Annotated in this window: 27 protein-coding genes; 12 read left to right on the top strand and 15 right to left on the bottom strand. The window is 37.8% G+C overall.

Annotated features, from left to right (window positions below; all coding sequences use genetic code 11):
- Positions 1-208: 208 nt before the first annotated feature.
- Complete coding sequence (locus C4F40_RS17085) at positions 209-1,102, top strand: helix-turn-helix domain-containing protein (protein WP_196940630.1); 894 nt, start codon at positions 209-211, stop codon at positions 1,100-1,102.
- 205 nt (positions 1,103-1,307) lie between these two features.
- Entirely contained in the window at positions 1,308-1,562 is a 255-nt protein-coding gene (locus C4F40_RS17090) for a hypothetical protein (RefSeq protein WP_196940631.1), read from the top strand.
- Positions 1,563-1,588: 26 nt separating this feature from the next.
- Here C4F40_RS17090 and C4F40_RS17095 read toward each other — a convergent pair whose 3' ends face one another.
- The 4 genes from C4F40_RS17095 to C4F40_RS17105 all read right to left on the bottom strand — a co-directional run bounded on the left by C4F40_RS17095 (position 1,589) and on the right by C4F40_RS17105 (position 3,874).
- The gene (locus C4F40_RS17095; protein WP_196940632.1) at positions 1,589-1,969 is read right to left on the bottom strand and encodes a nuclear transport factor 2 family protein; all 381 of its coding nucleotides are present in this window, start codon (positions 1,967-1,969) and stop codon (positions 1,589-1,591) included.
- 64 nt (positions 1,970-2,033) lie between these two features.
- A complete protein-coding gene (locus C4F40_RS21815; protein ID WP_390881655.1) occupies positions 2,034-2,282 on the bottom strand; it encodes an alpha/beta fold hydrolase in 249 nt (82 codons plus the stop codon).
- Between the two features lie 452 nt (positions 2,283-2,734).
- Entirely contained in the window at positions 2,735-3,175 is a 441-nt protein-coding gene (locus C4F40_RS17100; RefSeq protein WP_196940633.1) for an Hsp20/alpha crystallin family protein, read from the bottom strand.
- 393 nt (positions 3,176-3,568) lie between these two features.
- Entirely contained in the window at positions 3,569-3,874 is a 306-nt protein-coding gene (locus C4F40_RS17105; protein ID WP_196940634.1) for a hypothetical protein, read from the bottom strand.
- Positions 3,875-4,025: 151 nt separating this feature from the next.
- Here C4F40_RS17105 and C4F40_RS17110 point away from each other — a divergent pair, with 151 nt between their 5' ends.
- The 3 genes from C4F40_RS17110 to C4F40_RS17120 all read left to right on the top strand — a co-directional run bounded on the left by C4F40_RS17110 (position 4,026) and on the right by C4F40_RS17120 (position 6,649).
- Positions 4,026-4,802 carry a type IV toxin-antitoxin system AbiEi family antitoxin gene (locus tag C4F40_RS17110; protein ID WP_231390108.1) on the top strand — a complete coding sequence of 259 codons (777 nt, stop codon included), beginning with the start codon at positions 4,026-4,028 and terminating at the stop codon, positions 4,800-4,802.
- Complete coding sequence (locus tag C4F40_RS17115; RefSeq protein ID WP_196940636.1) at positions 4,786-5,685, top strand: nucleotidyl transferase AbiEii/AbiGii toxin family protein; 900 nt, start codon at positions 4,786-4,788, stop codon at positions 5,683-5,685. The genes C4F40_RS17110 and C4F40_RS17115 overlap by 17 nt, the downstream gene beginning before the upstream one ends.
- Positions 5,686-6,430: 745 nt before the next feature.
- Positions 6,431-6,649 carry a hypothetical protein gene (locus C4F40_RS17120; RefSeq protein ID WP_196940637.1) on the top strand — a complete coding sequence of 73 codons (219 nt, stop codon included), beginning with the start codon at positions 6,431-6,433 and terminating at the stop codon, positions 6,647-6,649.
- Positions 6,650-6,682: 33 nt separating this feature from the next.
- Here the strand turns inward: C4F40_RS17120 and C4F40_RS17125 are convergent, their stop codons facing one another.
- Positions 6,683-7,498 carry an AraC family transcriptional regulator gene (locus tag C4F40_RS17125; protein WP_196940638.1) on the bottom strand — a complete coding sequence of 272 codons (816 nt, stop codon included), beginning with the start codon at positions 7,496-7,498 and terminating at the stop codon, positions 6,683-6,685.
- 139 nt (positions 7,499-7,637) lie between these two features.
- Between C4F40_RS17125 and C4F40_RS17130 the strand changes: the two genes are divergently transcribed.
- The 5 genes from C4F40_RS17130 (at position 7,638) to C4F40_RS17150 (ending at position 12,640) form a co-directional block, all read left to right on the top strand.
- Positions 7,638-8,204, top strand: coding sequence for a DapH/DapD/GlmU-related protein (locus tag C4F40_RS17130; protein WP_231390109.1), 567 nt, complete (start codon positions 7,638-7,640; stop codon positions 8,202-8,204).
- A gap of 132 nt (positions 8,205-8,336) precedes the next feature.
- On the top strand, positions 8,337-9,398 hold the full coding sequence (locus C4F40_RS17135) for an NAD(P)-dependent alcohol dehydrogenase (protein WP_196940640.1): 1,062 nt from the start codon (positions 8,337-8,339) through the stop codon (positions 9,396-9,398).
- Positions 9,399-9,416: 18 nt separating this feature from the next.
- Entirely contained in the window at positions 9,417-9,890 is a 474-nt protein-coding gene (locus tag C4F40_RS17140; RefSeq protein WP_196940641.1) for a cyclophilin-like fold protein, read from the top strand.
- Positions 9,891-9,900: 10 nt separating this feature from the next.
- Positions 9,901-10,647 carry an SDR family oxidoreductase gene (locus C4F40_RS17145; RefSeq protein WP_196940642.1) on the top strand — a complete coding sequence of 249 codons (747 nt, stop codon included), beginning with the start codon at positions 9,901-9,903 and terminating at the stop codon, positions 10,645-10,647.
- Between the two features lie 646 nt (positions 10,648-11,293).
- On the top strand, positions 11,294-12,640 hold the full coding sequence (locus C4F40_RS17150) for a MutS-related protein (protein WP_196940643.1): 1,347 nt from the start codon (positions 11,294-11,296) through the stop codon (positions 12,638-12,640).
- Positions 12,641-12,728: 88 nt separating this feature from the next.
- On the opposite strand, the gene C4F40_RS17155 is transcribed toward C4F40_RS17150, so the two are convergent.
- The 5 genes from C4F40_RS17155 to C4F40_RS17175 all read right to left on the bottom strand — a co-directional run bounded on the left by C4F40_RS17155 (position 12,729) and on the right by C4F40_RS17175 (position 15,663).
- Entirely contained in the window at positions 12,729-13,004 is a 276-nt protein-coding gene (locus C4F40_RS17155) for a hypothetical protein (protein WP_196940644.1), read from the bottom strand.
- A gap of 119 nt (positions 13,005-13,123) precedes the next feature.
- Positions 13,124-13,825 (bottom strand): hypothetical protein, encoded by a 702-nt coding sequence (locus C4F40_RS17160; protein ID WP_196940645.1) that lies wholly within the window; start codon positions 13,823-13,825, stop codon positions 13,124-13,126.
- 134 nt (positions 13,826-13,959) lie between these two features.
- Complete coding sequence (locus tag C4F40_RS17165; RefSeq protein WP_196940646.1) at positions 13,960-14,697, bottom strand: phytanoyl-CoA dioxygenase family protein; 738 nt, start codon at positions 14,695-14,697, stop codon at positions 13,960-13,962.
- A gap of 115 nt (positions 14,698-14,812) precedes the next feature.
- A complete protein-coding gene (locus tag C4F40_RS17170) occupies positions 14,813-15,013 on the bottom strand; it encodes a helix-turn-helix domain-containing protein (protein ID WP_196940647.1) in 201 nt (66 codons plus the stop codon).
- 5 nt (positions 15,014-15,018) lie between these two features.
- Positions 15,019-15,663 carry a DUF2975 domain-containing protein gene (locus C4F40_RS17175; RefSeq protein WP_196940648.1) on the bottom strand — a complete coding sequence of 215 codons (645 nt, stop codon included), beginning with the start codon at positions 15,661-15,663 and terminating at the stop codon, positions 15,019-15,021.
- Positions 15,664-15,946: 283 nt separating this feature from the next.
- Between C4F40_RS17175 and C4F40_RS17180 the strand changes: the two genes are divergently transcribed.
- Positions 15,947-16,897, top strand: coding sequence for an Rpn family recombination-promoting nuclease/putative transposase (locus C4F40_RS17180; RefSeq protein WP_196940649.1), 951 nt, complete (start codon positions 15,947-15,949; stop codon positions 16,895-16,897).
- Positions 16,898-17,277: 380 nt separating this feature from the next.
- On the opposite strand, the gene C4F40_RS17185 is transcribed toward C4F40_RS17180, so the two are convergent.
- The 4 genes from C4F40_RS17185 to C4F40_RS17200 all read right to left on the bottom strand — a co-directional run bounded on the left by C4F40_RS17185 (position 17,278) and on the right by C4F40_RS17200 (position 20,884).
- Positions 17,278-17,832 (bottom strand): hypothetical protein, encoded by a 555-nt coding sequence (locus C4F40_RS17185; RefSeq protein ID WP_196940650.1) that lies wholly within the window; start codon positions 17,830-17,832, stop codon positions 17,278-17,280.
- A gap of 197 nt (positions 17,833-18,029) precedes the next feature.
- Positions 18,030-18,485, bottom strand: a complete 456-nt coding sequence (locus C4F40_RS17190) for a hypothetical protein (protein ID WP_196940651.1) — start codon at positions 18,483-18,485, stop codon at positions 18,030-18,032.
- Between the two features lie 25 nt (positions 18,486-18,510).
- Positions 18,511-19,173, bottom strand: a complete 663-nt coding sequence (locus C4F40_RS17195) for a suppressor of fused domain protein (protein WP_196940652.1) — start codon at positions 19,171-19,173, stop codon at positions 18,511-18,513.
- Positions 19,174-19,333: 160 nt separating this feature from the next.
- Positions 19,334-20,884, bottom strand: a complete 1,551-nt coding sequence (locus tag C4F40_RS17200) for a hypothetical protein (protein WP_196940653.1) — start codon at positions 20,882-20,884, stop codon at positions 19,334-19,336.
- A 412-nt stretch (positions 20,885-21,296) separates the two neighbouring features.
- On the opposite strand from C4F40_RS17200, the gene C4F40_RS17205 reads away from it, so the two are divergent.
- Positions 21,297-22,385 (top strand): hypothetical protein, encoded by a 1,089-nt coding sequence (locus C4F40_RS17205; RefSeq protein ID WP_196940654.1) that lies wholly within the window; start codon positions 21,297-21,299, stop codon positions 22,383-22,385.
- Between the two features lie 111 nt (positions 22,386-22,496).
- Here C4F40_RS17205 and C4F40_RS17210 read toward each other — a convergent pair whose 3' ends face one another.
- Positions 22,497-22,919, bottom strand: coding sequence for a DUF1810 domain-containing protein (locus tag C4F40_RS17210; protein WP_196940655.1), 423 nt, complete (start codon positions 22,917-22,919; stop codon positions 22,497-22,499).
- Positions 22,920-22,923 lie beyond the last annotated feature (4 nt).

Consider the following 22,923-nt stretch of genomic DNA (forward strand, 5'->3'; position numbering starts at 1 on the left):
TGCCGAGTATGGACAGTGATCTGATGGTCGAGACCCACCAGCATTCGAATCTCAAGAACGGATTGTATACCACTTATAGTTGATCCATCTTTAGATTCGTATTGGTATCATTATCTGTATATTTACGCCAGTTGTTAACGATATTTTTACCAGAAACATAAAACTTTTGGAGTAGATACGAGTTTAGATAGTAATCTACCTTTCAACTATGCGAAAAAATATATACCAAAATATCAACAACAATACAAAGAATGATTTAGAACCTAAAGTGCTCCCTAGCGAAACGCAACATAAATCTTTCTGTTTTGCGACTTTTAGCCAGATGGATTTTTTTTTACAAGATGCGCGAATGTTATTGAATAACGGATTTGTTGTGGTACTTTTTGGAGCTGTGAAAGAAAATACGCCATACAACAAAAGTATGTTGTTATTTTTTAATCAGAATGACTCAAGGCTAGAAGGATGTAAAGATATCATAGACCATGGTCAATATTTTTCATTCCATCCGGTGCTATTCAAAGGTAACAATCTAAAAAGCCGATTTAAACGTTTTGGATTTCTCGATTATTCGACAACGGAATCATTGTTGTTGAAAGACGAAGAACAGGATATAGTAAAAGCTCTAATCCATTTAATTGCTGAAGAGTCAAAAAATGATGCCGACGGCATGAGTGCCGATATTTTATTTTCCTATGTCGAATTGCTTCTACAGCATATGAATAGGTTTTATCAACGCTGGTTCAATGACAGGTTAGAGGAGATCCGTGCAATAGATCGCGAATATCAGGAGTTACTAATCCACACCTTTAAACCAAATGAAAAAAACACCGGTAGATTACCGAGTCTACCTGTTTTTGCTCGAAAACTTCAGCTAACAAGTTGCTATCTCAACGATATTTCCCAAATAGTTTCCGGCCAGACCGCACAGGAAAGAATTGAAGTTAAAGTCATCGATGTTGCGAAACAACTTTTAGCAAGTACAAACCTTTCTGTAGCAGAAATAGCAGAACGTTTAGGCTTTTCTCAGCCACAATCATTAAATCGGCTATTTAAAAAAAATACACAAATTACACCGCTGGAATATCGTATATCGATCACCTAGTTTCAGGTGTTTGCATTATAAATTTTATTCGACAAGTCTCAGAATGACAACTTTTCTAGCTTCCTTTTGACGCATTAATTATACTCGAATTGCGCCAAAAGTATTTACGGGGATCGGCTACGGAGCCGGAAGCTTGAAACGAAAAATCAGCGAATTCACGGGTATCTTTGATGAGCCGGAGTCTGCACTGTCGATCGTCAGCCAGATGAATATGCTCACGCGGATCCGGGAACTGGTTAACGCCAGGTCACAATTTATCATCGCTACGCACTCGCCGATCCTGCTGGCTTATCCCAATGCCGACATCTATCAGGTTACCGAAGATGGATTACAGCAGGTCGGCTATGAAGATACCGAGCAGTACAGGTTAACCAAGTACTTTATGAATAACTATAACCGGATGCTTCAGGAACTGGGGCTGCAGCTTGGCTCTTCGAGCCCAACGAAACCTAGTTATTAGCGGCCGTGTTGTTTGTCCACTTTTAATCAAGGTAATTGCATAAAACTTGCTCCAATAACTTTCAATGTGTCGTCAAAGCGTTTCCAAACTCTAAAATATCTAAATTTTCCTTCTAATGGTGCTCCCATCACTTTTCCTTTCGCTGTCATTGTAACGATTGAAAGTGCGGTGTCGCCCGTTATTTTAATGTCGTCAATTTCTGTTGAAGCGTCTTCAATAATCATTGTTTTCGTTTTATGCGAGTTCAAGTCCATTTCTTTAGTTACAATTTGTCCTGTCGGTGCAACTGCAAGCAAATCATCGTGCAATAGTTGGTCAAGAATGTCCACATTACTTACAAGTTGAGCCGAAAAAAGTTTGTTTTCCGCTTCAATGACATTTTCTCTGGTAATTTCTGTTTTGTCCATATTCTTATTTATTGTCGTTTGGGGGATTTGTGAGGGTGATTTTGTCAATCAAATCTCATCCCATTCAATTTGTATTTCTGTCTGTCAGTAAGTTAATTATCAGTGTAGTTATCACTTTTGGTTGTTCTTCTTGAGGAAAATGTCCACTTGTTTCAAGTCTGACTATCTCTGAATTTTTAAACCCTGAAACAAATTTATCTAAATAATGTGGTTTAATCACCAGGTCTTTCATTCCCCACATAAATAATGTCGGCTTAGTTGAAATGGTTTGTTTTTTGTTCCAAAGCTCCTGGAAGCAGTCTTGGTCCTTCATCAATGATTAAGCAAACGCTAACGCACCGTTTCGCTGTGTTGTCGGCAAACGGCTTGGTATATTGTTTTAGTAAACGATTTGAAAGTTTTTGTTCGCCAAATGATTTTGGCAAATAAACTTGGGTGAAAAATTGAGGTAACTTTTTCGGGATGTTGAATGGCAAAATTCAATCCGGTAGAGCCGCCAAAGTCGTGAACTATGAGCGTGATATTGTCTAATTGTTGTTCAAGCACAAATTTTTCAAGCGTTTTACTATGATTTCACGTTCTCCCTGCATCATATTAAAAAGGCGTGCGGCGAAACGTTGGTCGGTTCCCAAATAGAAACTGGCATAGGTTTCTAAACCTTTGAGCGTCTTTATTCAATGAGATTTCAAAATGAGTTTCCATACATCAGAATTAAAAAAATAGAGCTACCCCTAGGTAGCTCTTAGCGACTAACATTTTTACAGATTATTTGATCTCAATTTGACGGCGTATTGTCTTCGCTTCTTCTCTTTTTGGGATAAGGATAGCTAATATACCATCATTATAAGTCGCCTGTATGCCGTTTTCATCGGCGCTTTCTGGCAAGGTAAAAGAGCGCACAAAAGAACTGTAGCTATACTCGCGCTTGGTAAAATTCCCACGTTCCTCTCTGTCTTCATTACGTTTTTCTGCAGAAATGCTTAGTAAATTCCTTTCCAGATTGAGTTGGAAATCTTCTTTTTTTAGACCCGGAGCGGCCATTTCCACAAGGTAATGGTCTGCTGTTTCACTGATATTTGCAGCGGGCACCCGTGTTACCATGCGGTCTGAAAAAAAGGTGTCATTAAAGATGGAATCCAAAACATCATTAAAGCCTGGCATTAATGCGTTGTTCTTTTTCTCGGGATTAAATTTAACTAATGTCATAGTGTTTCCTCCTAAAATTTGATGAATAAACTTTTAATATTAATTAAACCAATGAACATATGCTCGTTAATTGCACAGCAACAGGCATGCCAGAGCAAATACACGGCCCGTGAAGGGACAAAATTTCACTTTCGCTGAAAATTTTACAGTTGGAAGCTGTCAAAAGTTCAATATCGGTATTGCGGATAGTCAGGCCTTGGATGAATTTATCTTTATAGGCGCAATTATACTGGTACCAGACCGAGCAATATAGGTCCTCTTCGGAGTGTTACCTAGTGGCAAAAAGAAAGGGCGCGGGACAAAGTCCACGCGCCAGCGATTTGCACAAACCATAGTAATCGGAGCATTATCTTATCTCTATTTCAACAGGAATGTAACGGGAACATGTTACTGCTAAAAGCAAAAACATGGCAAAATGTGAATTTTTTCTGCAATGTCGTTATCGGCTTCGTCTAATGGATTAATTTCTCCATCGAGGTCAAAAATATTTTGATGCTCCTTTTCTGAGAACAAAGAACGTTTTTTATCGAGTTGTTCAAATAGATATGGCAAAGAGAAATTTTCAGATAGGAGATCCAGATCATATATATCTTTCTGGGTAGCGCGATTCGAGGCCGACATCATTTTGAATAGCGCAATATCAAGTTCGGATACCAATTTAATACCATCTATTTCTTCAATATCAGCGATCATTTTCATGTTATGAAGAACCTCCACCTTGATGGTTTCTGATTTCCCTTACGAATTTGTAATTTTAAAATTTTATACTTTCATATACTTACAGTATAGTTATTTAATGTTTTTTAAATATCATATTGTTTTTCTTTATATTTTTCGTATTTTTGATACTGTGAGTATTAAAAATTCGTCAAAAATAAATTTACTTCTGCATTCACAGCCTTATGGGACTATCTTCACCAGCGTATGGCTCATACGTAACGGATATAGCTATGCGCTACAGCAACGCTATCGGGAAAACGGGTGGCTGGAGTCGGTAGGTAATGGAGCCGTCAAACGTATTGGCGATCAAGTGTCGGTAGAAGGTGCAGTCTATACGCTGCAAAACCAGCTAGGGCTATCGGTACACATCGGGGGAAAGTCAGCAATCGCGCTTTTGGGAAGGTCGCACTATCTACAGATGGGTATCAGCGAGTTGATATTATTCGGGATGCAGGATGAGAGGCTTCCAAAGTGGTTTAGCGAGTTTGATTGGGGAGTAAAGATCGATTACCGTGCATCGGGCTTTTTGCCGAAGGATATGGGAATGGAGGATTTTTCCAAAGGAAATTTCACGATAAAAATATCGGGACTTGCCCGGGCACTACTGGAATGTCTATATGTTTCAGACGGCCACGATCTTGTCGAATGTTATGAACTGCTGGAAGGCATGAGCGGACTTAGACCAAAACTTGTACAGTCGCTACTGGAAAACTGCAGTTCGGTAAAGGTGAAGCGCCTATTCCTTTTTATGGCCGAAAAAGCTGGACATGCATGGCTAAAATATCTAAACTTGGAGGTAATCGACCTTGGCTCGGGAACCAGAAGTTTGGTAAAAAAAGGATCCTATGTACAAAAATATGATATCACCGTACCAAAAGAACTAATGGACAATGGAGAAAATATATAAAAGTCAGGTCAAGCTGTTATTAGATGTGCTTCCGCTGGTATCAAAAGAACAGTGCTTTGCGTTACACGGAGGAACTGCAATCAATCTGTTCATCAGGAATATGCCGCGACTGTCGGTAGATATTGATCTTACCTATCTCCCTATCGAGGATTGGGATACCTCCCTTGGAAATATCAACGCGGCATTGAAAAGGATAGGTGTAGATATCGAAAAAAGTATACCGGGAACCAAGGCTACTTTAAGGGAAGAAGCCTCTAAACTCGACATCGCTACAGCATCGGCAAGTATCAAGGTAGAGGTGAGCAAAATGGGTCGGGGAGCTTATGCTCCGCCAGAAGTCCGGGTGCTTTGTGAAAAGGCACAAGAAGAGTACAATGCCTTTTGCGAGATTGCCGTTGTTCCATTGGGTCAGTTATATGGTGGGAAGATCTGTGCCGCATTGGACCGTCAGCATCCTAGAGACCTTTTTGACGTTAAGTATCTGCTGGCCAACGAGGGATTTACCGAAGAGATCAAGACGGGATTCATATTCTGTCTGCTGGGAGCAAAAAGACCGATATCGGAATTGCTCGCTCCAAATTTCATCGATCAAAAATCCGCATTGGAAAAGCAATTTCTAGGGATGACGGAAGAAGGGTTCAGCTATGAGGACTATGAATCGGTAAAGGCCCAGCTTGTGAAACAAATAACCGCTGTACTTGATGACAGCGATAGAGATTTCCTTCTCGCATTCAAGGATACATCTCCAATCTGGGATCGGTATCCATTTGGTGAATTTCCATCGATAAAAAGAAAGGTTCAGCTATTGTTAGATCTGAAGGGGAAAAAACCTGAAAAACATACAACTCTTTTAAAAAAACTCAGTGATGTATTGGGCAGGTAAGACTGAAAACTAAGCGCACAGCATCAAAAGATCTGCTAATTTCAATTTGTCTCATAATCACGAAATTGTTTTAGGAAGCGTAGACGAAAGTAGAAGGGGAGAGAAGGCCCTTCTTTTTATTTTGGTTGCCACATTAAGTTCAACATAGCTAAGTCAGCAAATAATTACTATTTCAATCAAAAAATATGTTGTCCCAATTATTGTCAGTAACGGGTAGTGCTTAATTAGTAGTCCGACTGTCAGCACGCAATAAACCAAGTTTGCAATACCAATGAGTCTAATGAACGGTGTCCAACGCCCTTTTAAAAATAAAAAACAAGCGGAGGAATAAATACAAAACCAAATTACTATTACAGAAAGGTAAGTCAATACTGTTTTAGGCATTCCAAAATATTCGTTAAACAGTCGCATTATTACAAACAGGAAAAATGCTGTCAAAATTGCTCCTAAACTGTCTGTAAGGAAAAGCGTCTTTGGTTTTTCTGATGAATGATTTATTAGATTGTTTATGATTTTATTCATTCAAAATGTTATTATAATTGTTAGGTCTATTGGTCGTGTAGAGTCGTCTAACATTGCCGGTAACTACTTCTCTCACGCAATTCGTTCTACTCCATAGATCTCGGCTTTCGGCCTTCGGTTCGCCAAACACTCTCAATATCTGCATCGTGTAAAAAAGTACCAGTAAATGTAATAAAAACTTGTGATATAGCACGATGCGGCTTTTGCATATACCAGTAGAATAGTGTTATGCAGGTTCTCGGTTTTTGTAGAATGGGATATTAATATTTCGGGTGAAGAACATGATAAAGGTTTTCAATTCGATGAAGATGTATTGACAGGGTTCAATTTCGGTGTAACGTACAGTTCTAAGTATTCCTGCTTAGGCTATACATCGATCTTCAAATCTAACTCGCTCTTGTCGCTCTTGTTCAAAGTATTATTGCTGAAGGCGTCTATGTAAGTTGAACTAACAGATTAAGTTATAACGAATTTATCAAATTCGCTCCCGATATTCCTTTGGTGTTACGCCAAGCAATTTTTTCACATAGCGGGTAAAGAACGAACGGCTCGAAAAATCCATTTCATCGGCTATTTCGGAGATATTAAGGTTCTTATTTTGCAATAGTATAATGATCCGCTCTTTTGAGTTACGCTGTATCCATTCAGATGCTGTTATTGCAGTATTGACCTTGCAAATATAATTAAGGTATTTAGGTGTAATATTCAGCTTATCACTGTAAAACCGGACTTCCCGCTGTGTCATGCAATGTTCCTGTACCAATTGTATAAACTGTTCGTACAAGGTTCCGCTTTGCAAACTTCTTTTTTTTCTGTCGAGCTCGTCTTCAAAAATGTGCCACATCTCCAAAAGAAAAAGTTGCATTTGGAGTTTAAGTGCTTCCTCATAAAACCGATGGTTGGTTTCCTGCGACATATCGTATAGCAACTTAAAATTTTTCAGGATTTTCTCTTTGTCTTTTTTATCCGGATGCAAGATGGGATATTCTTTAGAATGTATAATGCTGTCTATGCTCGTCGTGGCACTCGGTAAATTCATTGTCAATAAATTGCTTTCCACAAACAAAATTGTTGCTTTGAAATTCGCTGAAAAAGACAATTCCGAAACAATAAGACCTGCCAACCAAAAGATAAATTCTCCTTTCTTACTTTGATGTTGCTGACCATTGAAGGTAAATTTCACACTTCCACTTTGACAATAAATATGGGTATGAAACCGGCTTTGAAAATCTTTAGGAAACTGAGCCCTTGAAGCCGTTTTGTAGAGTATAACTTTTTGATTTTCTGCCATATCATTTTTGATTTGCTGCCATATCAAGTAAAAATAGAACAATTAATTGATAATAAGTAATATTTGACATTACTTGCGAAATAAATGTAATATAACACCTTTTTAATCCTTTTATCTTTGTTCTTATAAAATTATGGGAATGAACACAGAAGATATATTCGAGAGGTTACGCAAAGGGGAAACCGTTTCACCAAACGATCCGGACGCCCATCAAATGATGGAAGCTTCTTTTGCAACAAAAAAGCTTTTGGTCCAAATGAATAATGCAACGGAACCAGAAGAAATCAGAAGCCTTTTAAGCCAAATTATAGGTTCAGAAATTGACGGAACTGTTAACCTATTTACACCTTTGCACATCAATTACGGTAAGCATACCAAAATTGGTAAAAATGTATTCATCAACTTCGATTGTGTGTTTTTGGATTTGGGCGGAATTACCATTGAAGACAATGTTTTTATTGCTCCGAAAGTTAGTTTATTATCCGAAGGACATCCAACCTCAATTGAAGATCGACATTCTTTAATTCCAAAACCTATCCGCATAAAGAATAATGCATGGATTGGTGCCAATGTAACCATTTTACAAGGTGTAACCATTGGTGAAAATGCAGTAGTCGCAGCGGGAGCAGTCGTTTCCAAAGATGTTCCCGACAATACAATTGTTGGTGGAATTCCTGCGAAAATTATTAAAGAAATTCACTCCTAAATCATCGATAAAATGTCAAATGATAACAATAGATCCAGAAGAAAATTTATTCAGCAAACGGCAATTGCAGGTGCCGGTTTTGTGCTAGCCAGACCATTGCAAATTTTCGCACTAACAAATAATAAAACAGTTATGAGCAAAAATATAAAATCAAGAGGATATGCCGGAAAAGATGTTGCAGGACAAATGGTTCCCTGGAACTTTGAGAGAAGACCTGTGGGGGATAACGATGTTTTAATCGAAATAAAATATTCGGGTATTTGCCATTCCGACATCCATACCATAAAAGGACATTGGGGTCAGCAAAAATATCCGCAGGTTGCCGGACACGAAATTGCCGGTATAATTACCGCCGTTGGTAAAAATGTTACCAAATTTAAAGTGGGCGATCAGGCTGGTGTTGGCTGCATGGTGAACAGCTGCATGCAATGCGATAGTTGTAAAAGTGGTGAGGAACATCACTGCGAAACTGGCGGAATGGTTGGCACTTACGGCACGCCGGAAGCCTCATCGCCAAGCGGAATTACGCAAGGTGGTTATTCCAACAACATCGTGGTAACCGAACATTTTGCCATTAAAATACCGAAAAATATTGAGTTGAAATATGCGGCACCATTGCTTTGTGCGGGAATTACCACCTATTCGCCAATGATGAAGGTTAATTTCAAAAAAGGTGATAAGATTGGTGTAATTGGCATTGGTGGTTTAGGACATATGGCTGTGAAATTAGCCGTTTTTAAAGGTGCGGAAGTGTATGCCTTTACCACTTCGCCATCAAAAATAAAGGATATCAAAGGTTTTGGTGCGAAAGAGGCAATCGTGATAAAATCGGCTGAAGATTTAAAGCCGTACAAAGGAAAACTCGATTTTATGATATCCACAGTTCCTTATGCTTATGAAATGTCGCCTTACATTGATTGCGTGAAAAAATACGGATACTTTACCCAAGTGGGACAACCAATTAACGGCGAATTGACCATCAATAATTTCAATATGATTTTCAATAGAGTGAATTTTAACGGCTCTTTGATTGGTGGTATTCCCGAAACACAGGAAGTGATGGATTATTGTGCCGAAAACAAAATCTATCCGCAAATAGAAATCATCAATGCTTCGCAAATAAATGATGCTTGGGACAAAGTAGTCAATAAAGAAGCGAGGTACCGATATGTAATTGATGCCTCCACATTTTAATTTTTAAAACCAAATAGTATGAAATCTTTAATAATACTTATTGCTATTCTATTTACTTTTTCTTGTTGTACAGCAAGTTGTGGTAAAGGCAATGAAACAACACCGCCTCAAAATAATGGCAGTAGAAATAATAACCCAACAGCAACCAAAATGAAAATCACCATCGGCACAGCAGTTTTTACAGCAACTTTATACGATAACCCTAGTGCAAATGCGTTCAAAGGAATGCTGCCGCTTACCATTGATATGACAGAGCTGAATGGAAATGAAAAGTATTATGATTTACCAAGTCCGTTACCAACAAAGGCGTCGGTTGGCGGAGATATTAAAGTGGGCGATTTAATGCTTTACGGAAACAATACACTGGTAGTTTTTTATAAAAATTTCAACACCACATACCACTATACAAAACTGGGATCTGTTGATAATCCATCGGGACTTGCTGCTGCTTTGGGTAAAGGAAATGTATTTGTAAAATTTGAAAATAATTAAAATAAAATAAATGGAAAATAATATCAAAGATAAAGTTATAATCATTACAGGCGCAAGCAGTGGTATGGGTGAAGCAGCCGCGAAACATCTGGCAACACTCGGAGCAACAGTTGTGCTTGGCGCAAGAAGATCCGACAGAATTGAAAAGCTAGCAAAAGATATTCAGGAAGCAGGCGGGAAAGCACTTGCGGTGACAGCAGATGTAACCAATCTTGAGCAGATAAAGAAACTCGTTGATACCGCTGTTCAGCAATTTGGACGTGTAGATGTAATACTTAATAACGCGGGTATAATGCCTTTGTCGCCAATGGATAGAATTAATGTGGAGGAATGGAATACGATGATTGATGTAAATATTAAAGGCGTACTCAATGGTATTGCCGCTGTGCTACCATATATGAAAGAGCAGAAGTTTGGTCAAATCATCAACACCTCTTCCGTTGCAGGCCATAAAATATTTGGTGGTTCTGCAGTTTATTCTGCAACAAAATTTGCTGTACGCGCACTCACAGAAGGTTTGCGTATGGAAGTGAAACCTTATAATATTCGTACTACGATTGTATCTCCGGGTGCTGTAAAAACAGAATTGCTGGAACATATTTCCGAGGTAGATATTCAGCAGGCAAACAAAGATTACGTGGGAGAAGTAGGTATCAGTCCCGAATCCTTTGCTCGAGTGGTTGCTTTTGCAATCAGCCAGCCAGAAGATGTAGATATTAACGAAGTTATTTTCCGTCCTACAGCGCAGGAGCTTTAAGTAGTAATTTTTAGCGATTGCCTACTCAAAGAAGAAGGCTCTTGCCGAAGGTATTGCCAAATGTGAGCGCGAAAAGGCTATTGAAACAGCACTTGAGATGAAAAAAGAGGGTGTCCCTATCGAGCAGATTGCGAATTTTACAAAGCTGTCCATTGAGGAAATTGAAAACCTAAAATAGTTGGTTAGACATTATATTTTAATACAGCCATCTGGATTTTTTCAGGTGGCTGTTGTTGTTCAATAACCTTCTATATTAATTAGGCGCGGGACAAAGTCCACGCGCCAGCGATTTGCATATACTGGCGCGAGGAGGAGAAGATTACGTCCGTACCGAAGAGTCTACCTATTTTTCTGGATTATATGTAGATCGAGAAGGATTTTTACAAATAACAAATCCGAACCTGGAAGCAGTACATATGAAACCTTTTTGCAGCTGTTGTACCCACACATTCAACGGAAAACTATTCGGAAGCAGATAAAAGCATTTACAAGACCTTGGAGAGAACGTCAAAAATTGTCGACCAAGTTATAAAAGAAAGGCCGGATCATCAGGTAAAGAAGAGCGCATTTGTAGGTTAAGAAATAATACTTAAATTAGATCGAAAATTAAAAAAACTGATTTATAATCCGATACTTCCGTTGGAATATGTTTCTAATTGATCAACAAACACTCTCCGATTTAAATGCTATTGAGCGCAGCGATAACGGACTGTGGAATTTTTTTGACCATACAGTAACAGTGGAAGGACGGTATACCGTGTATAGATATTTTCTCAACCCGTTAAAGAGCATTGAAGAAATCCGGAATCGTCAGGAAGCCATAATATATCTGGCCGAAGCAGATGTAGACTTTCCTTTTGATAAATTTATGATGGATGACCTGGAACGATACCTAAGTCTACCTAATGAACCCTATTCAGAAAACTATTTCTCGTATTACTTAGAAAAGTTGTCTGCAAATATGTTTTCGCTCAGTAACAAAAGAATACGTCAGACAATTAGACGTTCTGTGTGCGAGATCGCCATGTTGATCAGATATTTATCAGAACTTCTTGAATCTGCGGTCAAACAGGCGAGGCCCGTTGGTATGCTCAACCAATTCAGAGAAGATGTTCTCAGGTTAACGGAAGGCCTCGATTTCGACGAGTTAAAAAAGATATCCATCGAAGACATTCCGCTTAGTTCTCTCATAAAATATGATTATAAATTTAGGAATTTAAAAAAGAGCCAAGTAAAATCAATTTTTGCCATTCTTTACGAATTGGATGCACTGAGAGGGATTTCGATATCTTTTATACAACGGCAAATGATTTTTCCGACCTTCCACCATGAGAATGAACCGGATATGATGTTGCAAATAGAAGGGCTCTATAATCTCTTTATCGATAACCCAATAAAAAATGATATAGCCATACGGCGGGAAAAAAATATCTGGTTCTTGACAGGAGCAAATATGACCGGAAAATCTACCCTTTTAAAAACAGTAGGCACCTGCGTGTATCTGGCCCACCTTGGCTTCCCCGTGCCCGCATCGAGAATGAATACGCAATTTTTTGATGGTTTGTTGACAACGATTAACCTTGCAGATGATATAATCGCTGGTCATAGTCATTTTTTTAGTGAAGTACTGCGTATTAAGAAAATAGCGGATACCCTGTCAGAAAAGCAGCGGATGGTCATTATTTTAGACGAAGCGTTTAAGGGAACTAACTATAACGATGCGTATCAGGCAACACTTACACTTATTGAACATTTTGAAAACATGAAGAGTTCTATATTTTTTATATCATCTCATATTACAGAGCTTAGTTCAGCCATACATAAAGATCGCGTCGAATTAAGGTATTTGAATACCGAAACGAACGATGAAAGTAATATCAAGTTTACTTATCAATTAGTTTCAGGCGTAGCCGAAGAGAAGTTAGGCATGTGGCTTCTACAGCGAGAAAAGATATTTGAAACTTTGAAATCAATAGGTACTAGGGGGAATTGAATGTTTTATGGTAAGTTCAATTTTATACACATTATTTGAAACCTCGTCAAACCGTAAGGTCCATTTGTCTACTAATTCTGCATTATTCCTAACCATTTTTAGTAAATTTTCGTTCTCCTGTAATGTCGTAAGTTTTCAAATGTTCTCCGTCATGGTCATAGATTGAACATTCAAATTCGGGTTTACTCTTTATAAAGTTTAGGACAAAATTTTCTGCATCATAAAAATTGTCAAACAATTGATAAATATCTCCTGCGCTATCGCCTTTTCGGAATAGTGTTAAGTCCTTTTTAAAAACGTGACCTGTGGCATATTCAGCGATGAGGATTGAACATTTACCTTTTTCTAATTTCGGTGCATTCATTATTATTTTGTGTTACGTGCTATCGTTTAAAATGACCGACAAATATGAACATTCTTATCTCAATGATTTCGTGGGTAATTATAGCGTACCGGCTCCGAATTGAAGATACAGAAGTTCATTTATCGGGTGTCGTGCTGCCGGTCCATGAAGCAGTCATGTCCAATTTTTTTAATTCGGTTTAGTAGTTCTGTACTACAATTTCTGCAACTTCCGTTCATTGTGTTAATTAGGTCTTTTGCTACTTCGCCCGGATTTTCAAAATCGTCACCTCTATAGAAGCCGCTATATCCAATTGCTGCAACCCACATGTGGTATTTTTCGCCTGTTACATCAATATCCATATATTCGAAAAATTCCTTCGGAAACCTTTCAGCATATTTACGGGCAGGTTGGCCGGTATATTCTCCCAATGCACCGTCCTGTATAACGATTGTCTTATTCAAACACCACCGGTAAAAGGGTCTTAATTTATTATTGTTAGAAGTTACTAGATGTAAAAGCTCCTCTGTAACTTGATTATCCATTGGCCGGAGCTTCCCGTAGTAAAATTGTTTGGCCAAGTCAGCGCAGTTTATATCATTCAGGTAATAGCTAACCGGCTTAAACCAAATAGAATCTATGTCGGGGTCGTGAGTCAGCCCAAATCCCTGCTGCCAATCATGAAGATCTTCGAGATCAGTTTGCGGATTCTCTAATTTATCTGCCGGCAACATTTTCTTTTCCACATTTGATGGCTCAGTTTGGTTAAATCTAGTTTCTCTGCTATCCTGATGGCAGGAAACAGAGATGATAAGGATACAAATAGTATAGAATATTTTCATACGCTGCTGATCATAAATTTACATTTTATTTCCAACTGAAAAAAATAGTATTTGGTTGTTTCTTCTTTTCCATATCATCTGTCCAATGATAACCGGATTCATCTTTATATAATACTAGTTTATCTTCTGTGATTTCATTTAAAGTTCATCCGCTCAGACCATTTCAGTTCTGTTGGTAATTCCTGATTTGAAAATTCTATATGTATTACACGTCTCTTCCTGTTATTCGTTGTCCTGCTTGAGCTATGTAAAATTAATGGTTTCATAATCATTATACCACCTCTTTTTACGTTGCAAGCCGTTTCCGTTTCTGTATCCCAGTCTATATTTTCAGGTCTGTAAATTTTCTTTAAATGAGATCTCGGAATTACTCTTAATGCACCGTTATTTTCGTCCGTATCGTCAAGATGGATCCGGATTGTGTAGATGTTCTCTATTACGTCTATTGGTGGTTGCACAGCATATTGGCCCTGTTTTGTTGTCCAAGGTCCAAAATTTTCGAGTTCTACTTTTTTGTCAACCGAAATTGTCAGGTCTTGATGGTAAGAAACATACCAATTTGAAGTTTCTGGTTTATCAAAATATATGCTCTTAACAACAAAGTAATTGTCTCCAAATATCTGGCTAACTACATTTTTTAAACTGTCGTTGAACACCGAATTTGTTATCTCGGGAATTTCTTTTAGGAGCTGTCTTATTGCAAAAAGTTCAGTCGATTTTCTAAAAGTCCGTTTATTATTGTCGGCTTGGTCGATCATCGACAAGATGTGTTCTATCTCTTTGTCAGAATAGACGTCGTCAACTGTCGTAAAGCCATCTTTGGCGATTTCAATTTTGTGTCTTTGCGTATCTGTCATTTTTATCGGTGTCATCTTTTAAGCTGATATTACGTTTTGCTGCTTGGCGAAGTAGGCAGTTAAGGTAAATTTTCTTGATTCTGTCTACTTGCTTGTGCGCACAGACCATGCCGGTGCATAATTTTTACAGCTAATCTATGTCAAGAATATCACCCGGTTTGCAATCTAAAACTCTGCATATCGCTTCTAAGGTATCAAATCTAACTCCCTTGGCCTTTCCTGTTTTCAAAATTGAAAGGTTGACTATAGTTAGCCCTACTTTGTCGGATAATTCAGTTAACGACATTTTACGTTTGGCTAACATGACGTCCAAATTGATAATTATCGGCATATCAGTTAAATAAAAGATTCATTTTCCTTCTTCATGTCTACACCGGCTTTGAAGGTTAATCCAAATGCTAGTAGGGCCAGTCCGATCAGAGTTTCCGCAGCAATTACACTTGCGCCATTTGTCAGTGCATATCCCGAATCGTTGAGATTCATTGTTTTAATACAATTAATAAAAAGCTCTTGGGCCATCCATCTTACCATCGGTAATGCGATCAATGCAGTCGATCCCCATAAGATTAATGACGCGTTTCTTTTCGTAAATACCTTGTCTTTGCTAAAGGAGCTAAAAAGCATTTTTATACACAAGATTAAAAATCCGATAATGAGCCAATAAGTCAATTGAGCAAGTTGATATAATATAGCAGATCCTGAGATTAATTCGCTCATAGATTTGAATCTCAAATGAACTAAGGCTTTGCTGGTGGGCTGCACTACGACCCTGTCATTAAACCATTTTTTCAGCGTATTTGGGGATTTGCTATCCTTATACTCGGCACTAACGTTATACATGTTATAACCTTTAAGACTGTTGCTAGCTCGGGGAGCATTCGATGTAAACACATGCACAGCCAAAAAAATTAAATAAAATACGGCGACTACTGTCGCCAAGCGGTTAAGCCATTTTATGACTTTGATGTCTGAAAGTTTCATGTCAATATATATTACTACCACACAAATATATATTAATATTTATAATAAAAGAACTAAATTTTAATGTTTTATTATAAATAATTAAAGTTTAAGAATAAAATTATTTAGGCGCACCCTGATCTTAATTCATACCTATCTTTACACTTTTTTAAGCCGTAGATACGTTATACCCGTTTTCAAACGCTTATAAACGACTATAGTCGTTTATAATACGGCTAATATTTTTAGTTTTTTAGATGTTTGCTTTATCATTTATTTATGTTAACGTAAACACTATTTAATTATGAAAGAGCTAGAAAATCCCGTGTTCATTGATCCTACTACCGATGAGGGGTTCAAACGGTTGTTTGGCGATAAGATTAATCTTATCAATTTTCTCAATATCATCTTCCGGGGCCGCAAGGTCATTGTCGACCTTACCTACCGTGATACCGAGCGGGTCGGCTCGGCAGAAGATATCGGTACAGTTATCTTCGATCTGATGGTCGAGACCAGTGCGGGGCAGGAGATCATTATCGAAATGCAGACCAGCCGGCATTCGAATCTCAAGAAGCGGATGCTATATTATGCGAGCAAGGTTATTTCGGACAAAGCGCCCCATGGCGACCGCAGAGGCTGGGCATACTCCCTTCCAGAAGTGTACACCATTGTACTGATGGACGGTTTCCATATGCCCGATAGCAGCAGTAGGGGTCATTTACACGATATCTGCCTGTGCGATAGAGACTCGGGGGAAATATTTTACGAAGGATTAGGGTTTATTTACATGGAACTCATTAACTTTGTAAAAGGCGAAGCAGAGTTGGAGAGCGAGCTGGACAAGGTATTCTTTATGCTCAAGAATATGTCCAGGTTAAAGACGCTACCCCGGATACTGAATTCGGGCGTTTTCCAGCGGTTTTTCCAGCTGGCGAGCTACGCAAAATTGACAAAGGAGGAGCGATATATGTATGATATCAGTTTAAAGCGCAAATGGGATGCTGAAGCCGTCCGGCAGGCACAAGAGGAAGATAGGCAGGCACTGGAGGTACAAAGGCAAGCATTAGAAGAGAAGCAGCGGGCATTAGAAGAGGCGCATGTGTTAAATTTAGCCCAGGCTAAAAAGGAAGCACTTGCTGAAGGCGAGCGCAAAAAAGCTATTGAATCTGCTCGAACAATGAAGAATGATGGACTTCCTCTAGAGCAGATAATCCGTTTTACGGAACTTTCTGCGGAAGAAATCGAGAAACTCTAGGCACTTACTATCGAGGAGGTCGGGAACTTGAAATAGTTTTTAAGTGTCTCGGGGAAATCCGTTGCTGAAATAGCTATGTCCTCCAAAATATATAAGCGTTCTGAATCGGAACGCTTTTTTTTAACTAAAAGCTATAATTTTCGTAAAGTCTTTATAGGCTGTTTTTAATTCTTCCTTTTTCAAAGGTCTGTAAACTTTCAATTCTTCCCAATTCATATTCGGTGTCGTTTTAAGCTGTAGCATAACGTTTTGGGGCTTTGCGTTCGGGCGCGTTTCGGAGCACAAAGTTTTAATTTATTACGAAAGTTCATTGGTAGCATAAAGCCCAAAGTTTGGACGTCAGCCCGCCTGACGCAAGTGCTTCTTGTTATCATAGTTTTTTAGTCTTTATAAATTGCAAGTCTTATTTGTCTGTATCCGTTGTTGTCGTTCCCAAACATAAATAAATACGCATTCATTCCGTCCGCCCGTTTAAATTTTAAGTCATCTCTGAAAGTCTTGTCATTGATTTTTCCTTGTTCAATATTTTTTGAGATAGGTTTTCCAAATTCCTTAGTCAGTCTAGATATTAAATTATCAAATTTGGTCTGAAACGCTTTGAACTTTTTTGTGTAATTTTCTTCTATAAGAATGTCAGCATTCATTTTTTGTAAGTCGTCCCATTGATAAAGGATTACTTTTACCAAACTGTCATTTACGGCATAAAAATATTCTGTTTCAAGTTTAAAATTCGGTTTCTCTTTGTTTTCATATGTTTTTGGTATCGCTAAAATATATTTGTTTTTGTTGGGATAAATTCCTTCTCCAATTCCAATTAAATAGTCAGTAGTAATGTCTTTTGAATGTTTCTGTTTTTCTAACTTTATTGCCGTTTTAATGTCTAGTTTGTCAAATCCATTAAACTCTTTACCTTCAAATATTAATCTGTTGGTCATGCAAGATGTAAATGCGAATAAGGTCAGTAAAACTATGTATCGTTGTAATCTCATTTTTTGTACTGTCTTTTACTATTGGTGGTGACGCTCGGGCGACTTTGCAAATTCCGAAAGAATCAGCGAAGCTAACTAGCGTAGCTGTACCGAAGATACAAAAGCGTAGCTATTTAGGCAAGGCGCTTATTATGTGCGGCATTTTATCCATTCTTCTGTTTCAAATAGTTCAACAAATCAAGAATGTGTTGTTGAGTATGTCCGTAAAAAATAAGTTGGAAATACCAAAGTCCGTCCGCTAAACTGTTGTTTTCAATTCTCCATTTAATTTCTAATAAGTCGATAATAATGTCAGACAGATCGTCAATTGCGTCACCGATTGCATTGTTTTTTAAGTTGTCAATATCGTAAATGGCAATTATAGTTTTGTAGAAACCGAAGTCTTTAAAATTACTTGAAACATTAAGTCGAATGTCAGGAAGTTTTGATTTGTCAAAGTCTGGATATTCTGCTTCGTCAAAATTATAGTCTATGTCAAAATATAGGTTGTAAATTTTAACTATGTGTCGTTCCAACAATTTTTCTTTGTCAGTTACTGTCAAGTTTGGTTGAAGTCCATACTTAACAATTTCATTTATTGTCGGAATAAGTTCTTTCATCGTGGGGTCGTTCTATTCATCTTATTTATGCAACTGATTGCCTGTCTAAGTCACTGTACGGATAGTATCCTGCTTGTTTTAGTTTTTTGAAAAGTTCTTCACTTCCGTTTTCTCTCGCAAAATCCATTTCACTTCTGAAAATCTGCAAGCACAATAACAAGTGATGCTTTCTGTCGCCAATTCTAAATTCTTTATCGTCTGGTTGATAAAGGTCAAATACTAAACAAGAATTTTCTTCACCTATACCGTTTGGAACTTCACAAGTCTCATTAGGATTTAAAACTGCTTCCTTTGAAAAAAAACCAATTGTTGTGAAAATGCCACAAATTTTCCTTTCTATCAGATTGAATGGTGTCTGACTTTCTTCACTGTTGTGGTAGTGGTGTTTTGTGAATGCTATAAGTTCATATGTCCCGAGTCTGTTGGGTAATGGCCCTGTCCCATCAGGTTCTAAAAGTTCCATTGTTGCAAAACCTGTTCCTTTGATATGGTTTGGAAAATAATACATATCTACTGCTCCACCAACTGCAAAGGGAATTATTGCGTGGCCGACCAAGTCGTGCATTTTTCCAAGCACATTTTCAAGTCCCTTTGATTTTTGTTCATAATCAAGCTCGTGTTCTTGTTCTGTAAATTCTCTTGGTGTAGGTTTGTCGTGTTTGCCAAATAATCTTTTAAAAAAGCTCATAATATTTGATTTTGTTTTAATGTCATTGTCTACTGGATCGTCTTACGGTTACACATAACCGGTTCGGGGTTTGCCGAATGCGGGGATTTTCAGCACTTCACTGTCATAGAGGCACGACCCGCCGGCTTTTGCAAAACGGCTGTTACAAGCTGGCTCGATGTCATTTGAAATAAAAATCAAGTCCATCTACTGGGTTTGTTTTAAAATATTGTTTGTCTTCCTGTATCTCGTTTACGAAATTGAAAATCTGTTTTGCTCTTTCAATTTCAACTTGTTTCGGTGTAGAAAATAGTCTTACTGCTCTTGTTCTCCAAATTTGTAAATAGCCAAATGCCAATTGTCTTATATTTTCATTTTCGTCAATAGTTCCAATCATTAAGTCGGGAATTGCTGTCCAACCGCCAACTTTGTTAAAGAGTTTGAGCATTGATTTTTTCAAGTCATAATTGCCTGTTTCGTATATGCTTTTTGCCTTAGTCAATACCTCTTGTCGCGGAATGTTCGATAGAAATTCAATGATTACGTTTCTAAGACCAAGATATTTGCTGTCAAGGTTCGCAAATGCAAAGTCATAAGCATCTTCTTCATCAAGTTTGCAAAGAGCTAAAAACGCTGTCTTTTTAATTCTTATTTTATTATCTTTCAGATATGACTTAACTGTTTCCGAATAATTTTTACCGTCAGTTTCAGCAAGTCCGCTTAATGACCCAATGATTTGTTTGTTTTCATGTAAGTTGTCATTGTAAAATTTAGCAAAGTCACTGTTTGATTGTTTGAGCGTGAACCTTGCAAAATGTCTTATTGTAGCTGAATTGTCCGCTAAAAATTTCTTTGCAGTTGTTTCAAAACCGTTTTGCTCTTTTAAGCAATAAAGTGTTTGAAGTCGAACATTCGCTGATTTGTCATTCAATAATTGTTCTATTTGCGCTTGTCCAAGTTTGTCAAAATGGTTTATTGTTAAGTTCCTAATCAAAAAATGTTTGTCGTTTAATAACAGTTTTAATTCTTGTGAATTGTCGGCGAGCGAACTTGAAATATGTTTTGCTAATAAAATTCTAAGTTTATCTGGGTATTTTTTGAAGTTTTCAATTACATATGCCCTGTTTGTAAAAGCAATGAAGTTAACAATATCTTGGTAAATTGGACGTAGGTCTGTCCGCTCAACTTTTTGGAGCCACTCAAAAATTGGTAAATTTTCGATTAAGCTGTCAATGTAGTTGGTTTTCTTGTAGTTGTCAATTCCATTTCGTGCAGCTTGTCGAACTGGCAAAACCCAATCAGCTAAACGATATATTAGGAATTGTACAGCTCTTGAACTGTCAACTTGTGAAAGTTTTTTAACTGCTTTTTCTCTTACGTATCCACTTCCGTTTAATGAACTAATTGCTAACAACTCTATATATTGTTCCTTCGGAAAATTTGCTTCATAAAAGTCAATGTCACTTTTTGAAATACTACAATGTTTGAGAGTGTCGTAATATCCCTTTCTGCTGTCAATTTTTTTAAATAAGTGAATAATTGTCCTGCAAGTAGTTCCCCTTATTTCTTTGTTGTTGTCTTTTAGAAATTCTGTTATACTGTATATAAGGCCTGGATAACCATTATTGGCAATTTTTGTCAAGGCGTTAATCTTCTCGTCCGTATTGTCCTTTGAAAAAAGCCAAGTCTTGTTAGGTCGTCTTAAAATTTCTATGTATTGCCAAATTTCCATTTCTTGTAGTGTCGTCTTTTAGGCTTGCTTGTAGCAGCTGTAATAGCGAACTAATATACAGAATATTTAGCTTCGCTGAGCTCCTTACCGTGGGTTCGCTAAACCATCCCTATAGACGTGTTTCGTTTTTTGTGTTTTTATATTTTTGTAATGTTCTGAAATGATGTTGATTAGCTGTGTTTTTTGTTATGAATAGCGAAGTAATTATAGTGATGCGGCTGTTATACGAGAATGAATAGCGAAAGAATACTTAAAGCCTTTGAAATAAAGCTAACCGCGCCGTGTTACGCTAGCAATACGATTCGGTCCTATAAGTATTATGGCAGTTCGTTTCTTGAGCATGTTGAGCTGTAAATTCTTAAAAGATACGGAATATTTGTTTTTTTTTACCTTATATTTAGTACAATTATATATGATGAACTTTTCTAAACTACTTTTATTAAGCTTATTATTACTTTTGTTAGGTTGTGGCACTCCAGTTAAGGAACTCCCCATAACGTGGAATGAATATATTCGAAGTTTCTCGTCAGATGATGGGGAAAGAATAGGCTATATCGATGAAAGTGGAGATACCGTTTTGCCGCCTGTATACAATCCGATCTTTTGTCCTCCAGTGATTTATACTGTTGGCGCTGTAAGTAGTCTGGATACAGCTATAGGAATGTTCTATTTAAACAAAAATGGTAAAAAATTTGGTCGGGATAGTTTATGGGCATTTGATTTCTCATATGATGTAGAGTCGGATGGGTTTATTCGGTTTTCGGTAGGTGGATATCCTGACCGTAATACGGAACGGGAAGGTCTATACGACTGGAAAGGAAATATACGGGTACCCAGCGAGTATAATCAATTGTCATCCGTTAAAAATGGCATGTTGATCGGAAAGAAGGATGCGAAAAGCGAACCTATACAGCCAGGTTCGGAATATTGGAATTGGGTTGGTGGTAAAAAGTTCCTGTTGGATACCAATGGAGTCGTATTGGTGGACGATCTACTTGAAATAAAAAAAATAAATCAGGATATCGACTTCTACTCAAAAATAGAAGCCGAAGTCCCTTTGCCTCATCGTGTGAACATAAAAACGGTAGATGGAAAATATTTATCGTTCATTAATTTAAAAGAGGAATTTAAATCGTATTTGAAAAAGAATGGCCAACTCGGAAAATTGTTGTTGGATACTTTATGGGTAGATGATATGAGCATAGGCAAAACCGAGTTTCTTTCCTCTTCAGCGTATTCTTCCATGAGGGAGCTGATTACGAAAGCGATAAATTTGGATAGTCTTGACATCAGATATGATCGTTTTCCCCGTGATCTGACCAATACTTTTCTGAAGGACTTTCAGGAGTTGGTTTCTTCAGATCAGTTTTTCAGGAGATTCCCCGTTTTAGAACTGACTACACGAAGACCTGGTAAAACTTATGAACTCCTTTTTGTCAGAGATCAGAATAAACAATACAAATTGTTTCGGGTAGAAATCTATGGAAATTATATCCACTAGCGTTTCCTTTTTTATGATACTGTTCCATCGTCTGCTTTTTGATTTTTCAGGACGCTTTTTTGCAAGCAGAATAGGGGCTTATAGAGTATGATCCATATTAAAGAGCACCTTTCACAGTTTTTTCAACAGCCTCAGCGTCGCCTCATCCTGTACACCACCAAAATAACGGTCGATTACCGAATCAAAAACTATAGGGCTGTTTTCCACGTTGGCAAATAATGTCATCGACGAACAGAGTTTAAGATCATCAGGATGTCCAAATATTTCAATAGCCGATTTACCACGGAGAGTGAGCAGTAATTCAGAGCTTTCAATAAGGTGCTTTCCCAGCACGGGGTGTTTCAGGAAGGCTGCCGCTTCACGCAAGCCCGATATGGCATAGTATTTCGCCGTATCACTCTGCCCAAGACCTTTGAGCTGTGGAAATATAAACCACATCCAGTGCGATTCCTTTCTGCCCCTTTTTATTTCGGACAAAGCCCTCATATACATCTGGTTTTGCGCATCCAGAAAGCGTTGTAAATTATAATCCATCTTT

It is taken from the genome of Sphingobacterium pedocola (assembly GCF_015209965.1).
GTDB classification, from domain to species: domain Bacteria; phylum Bacteroidota; class Bacteroidia; order Sphingobacteriales; family Sphingobacteriaceae; genus Sphingobacterium; species Sphingobacterium pedocola.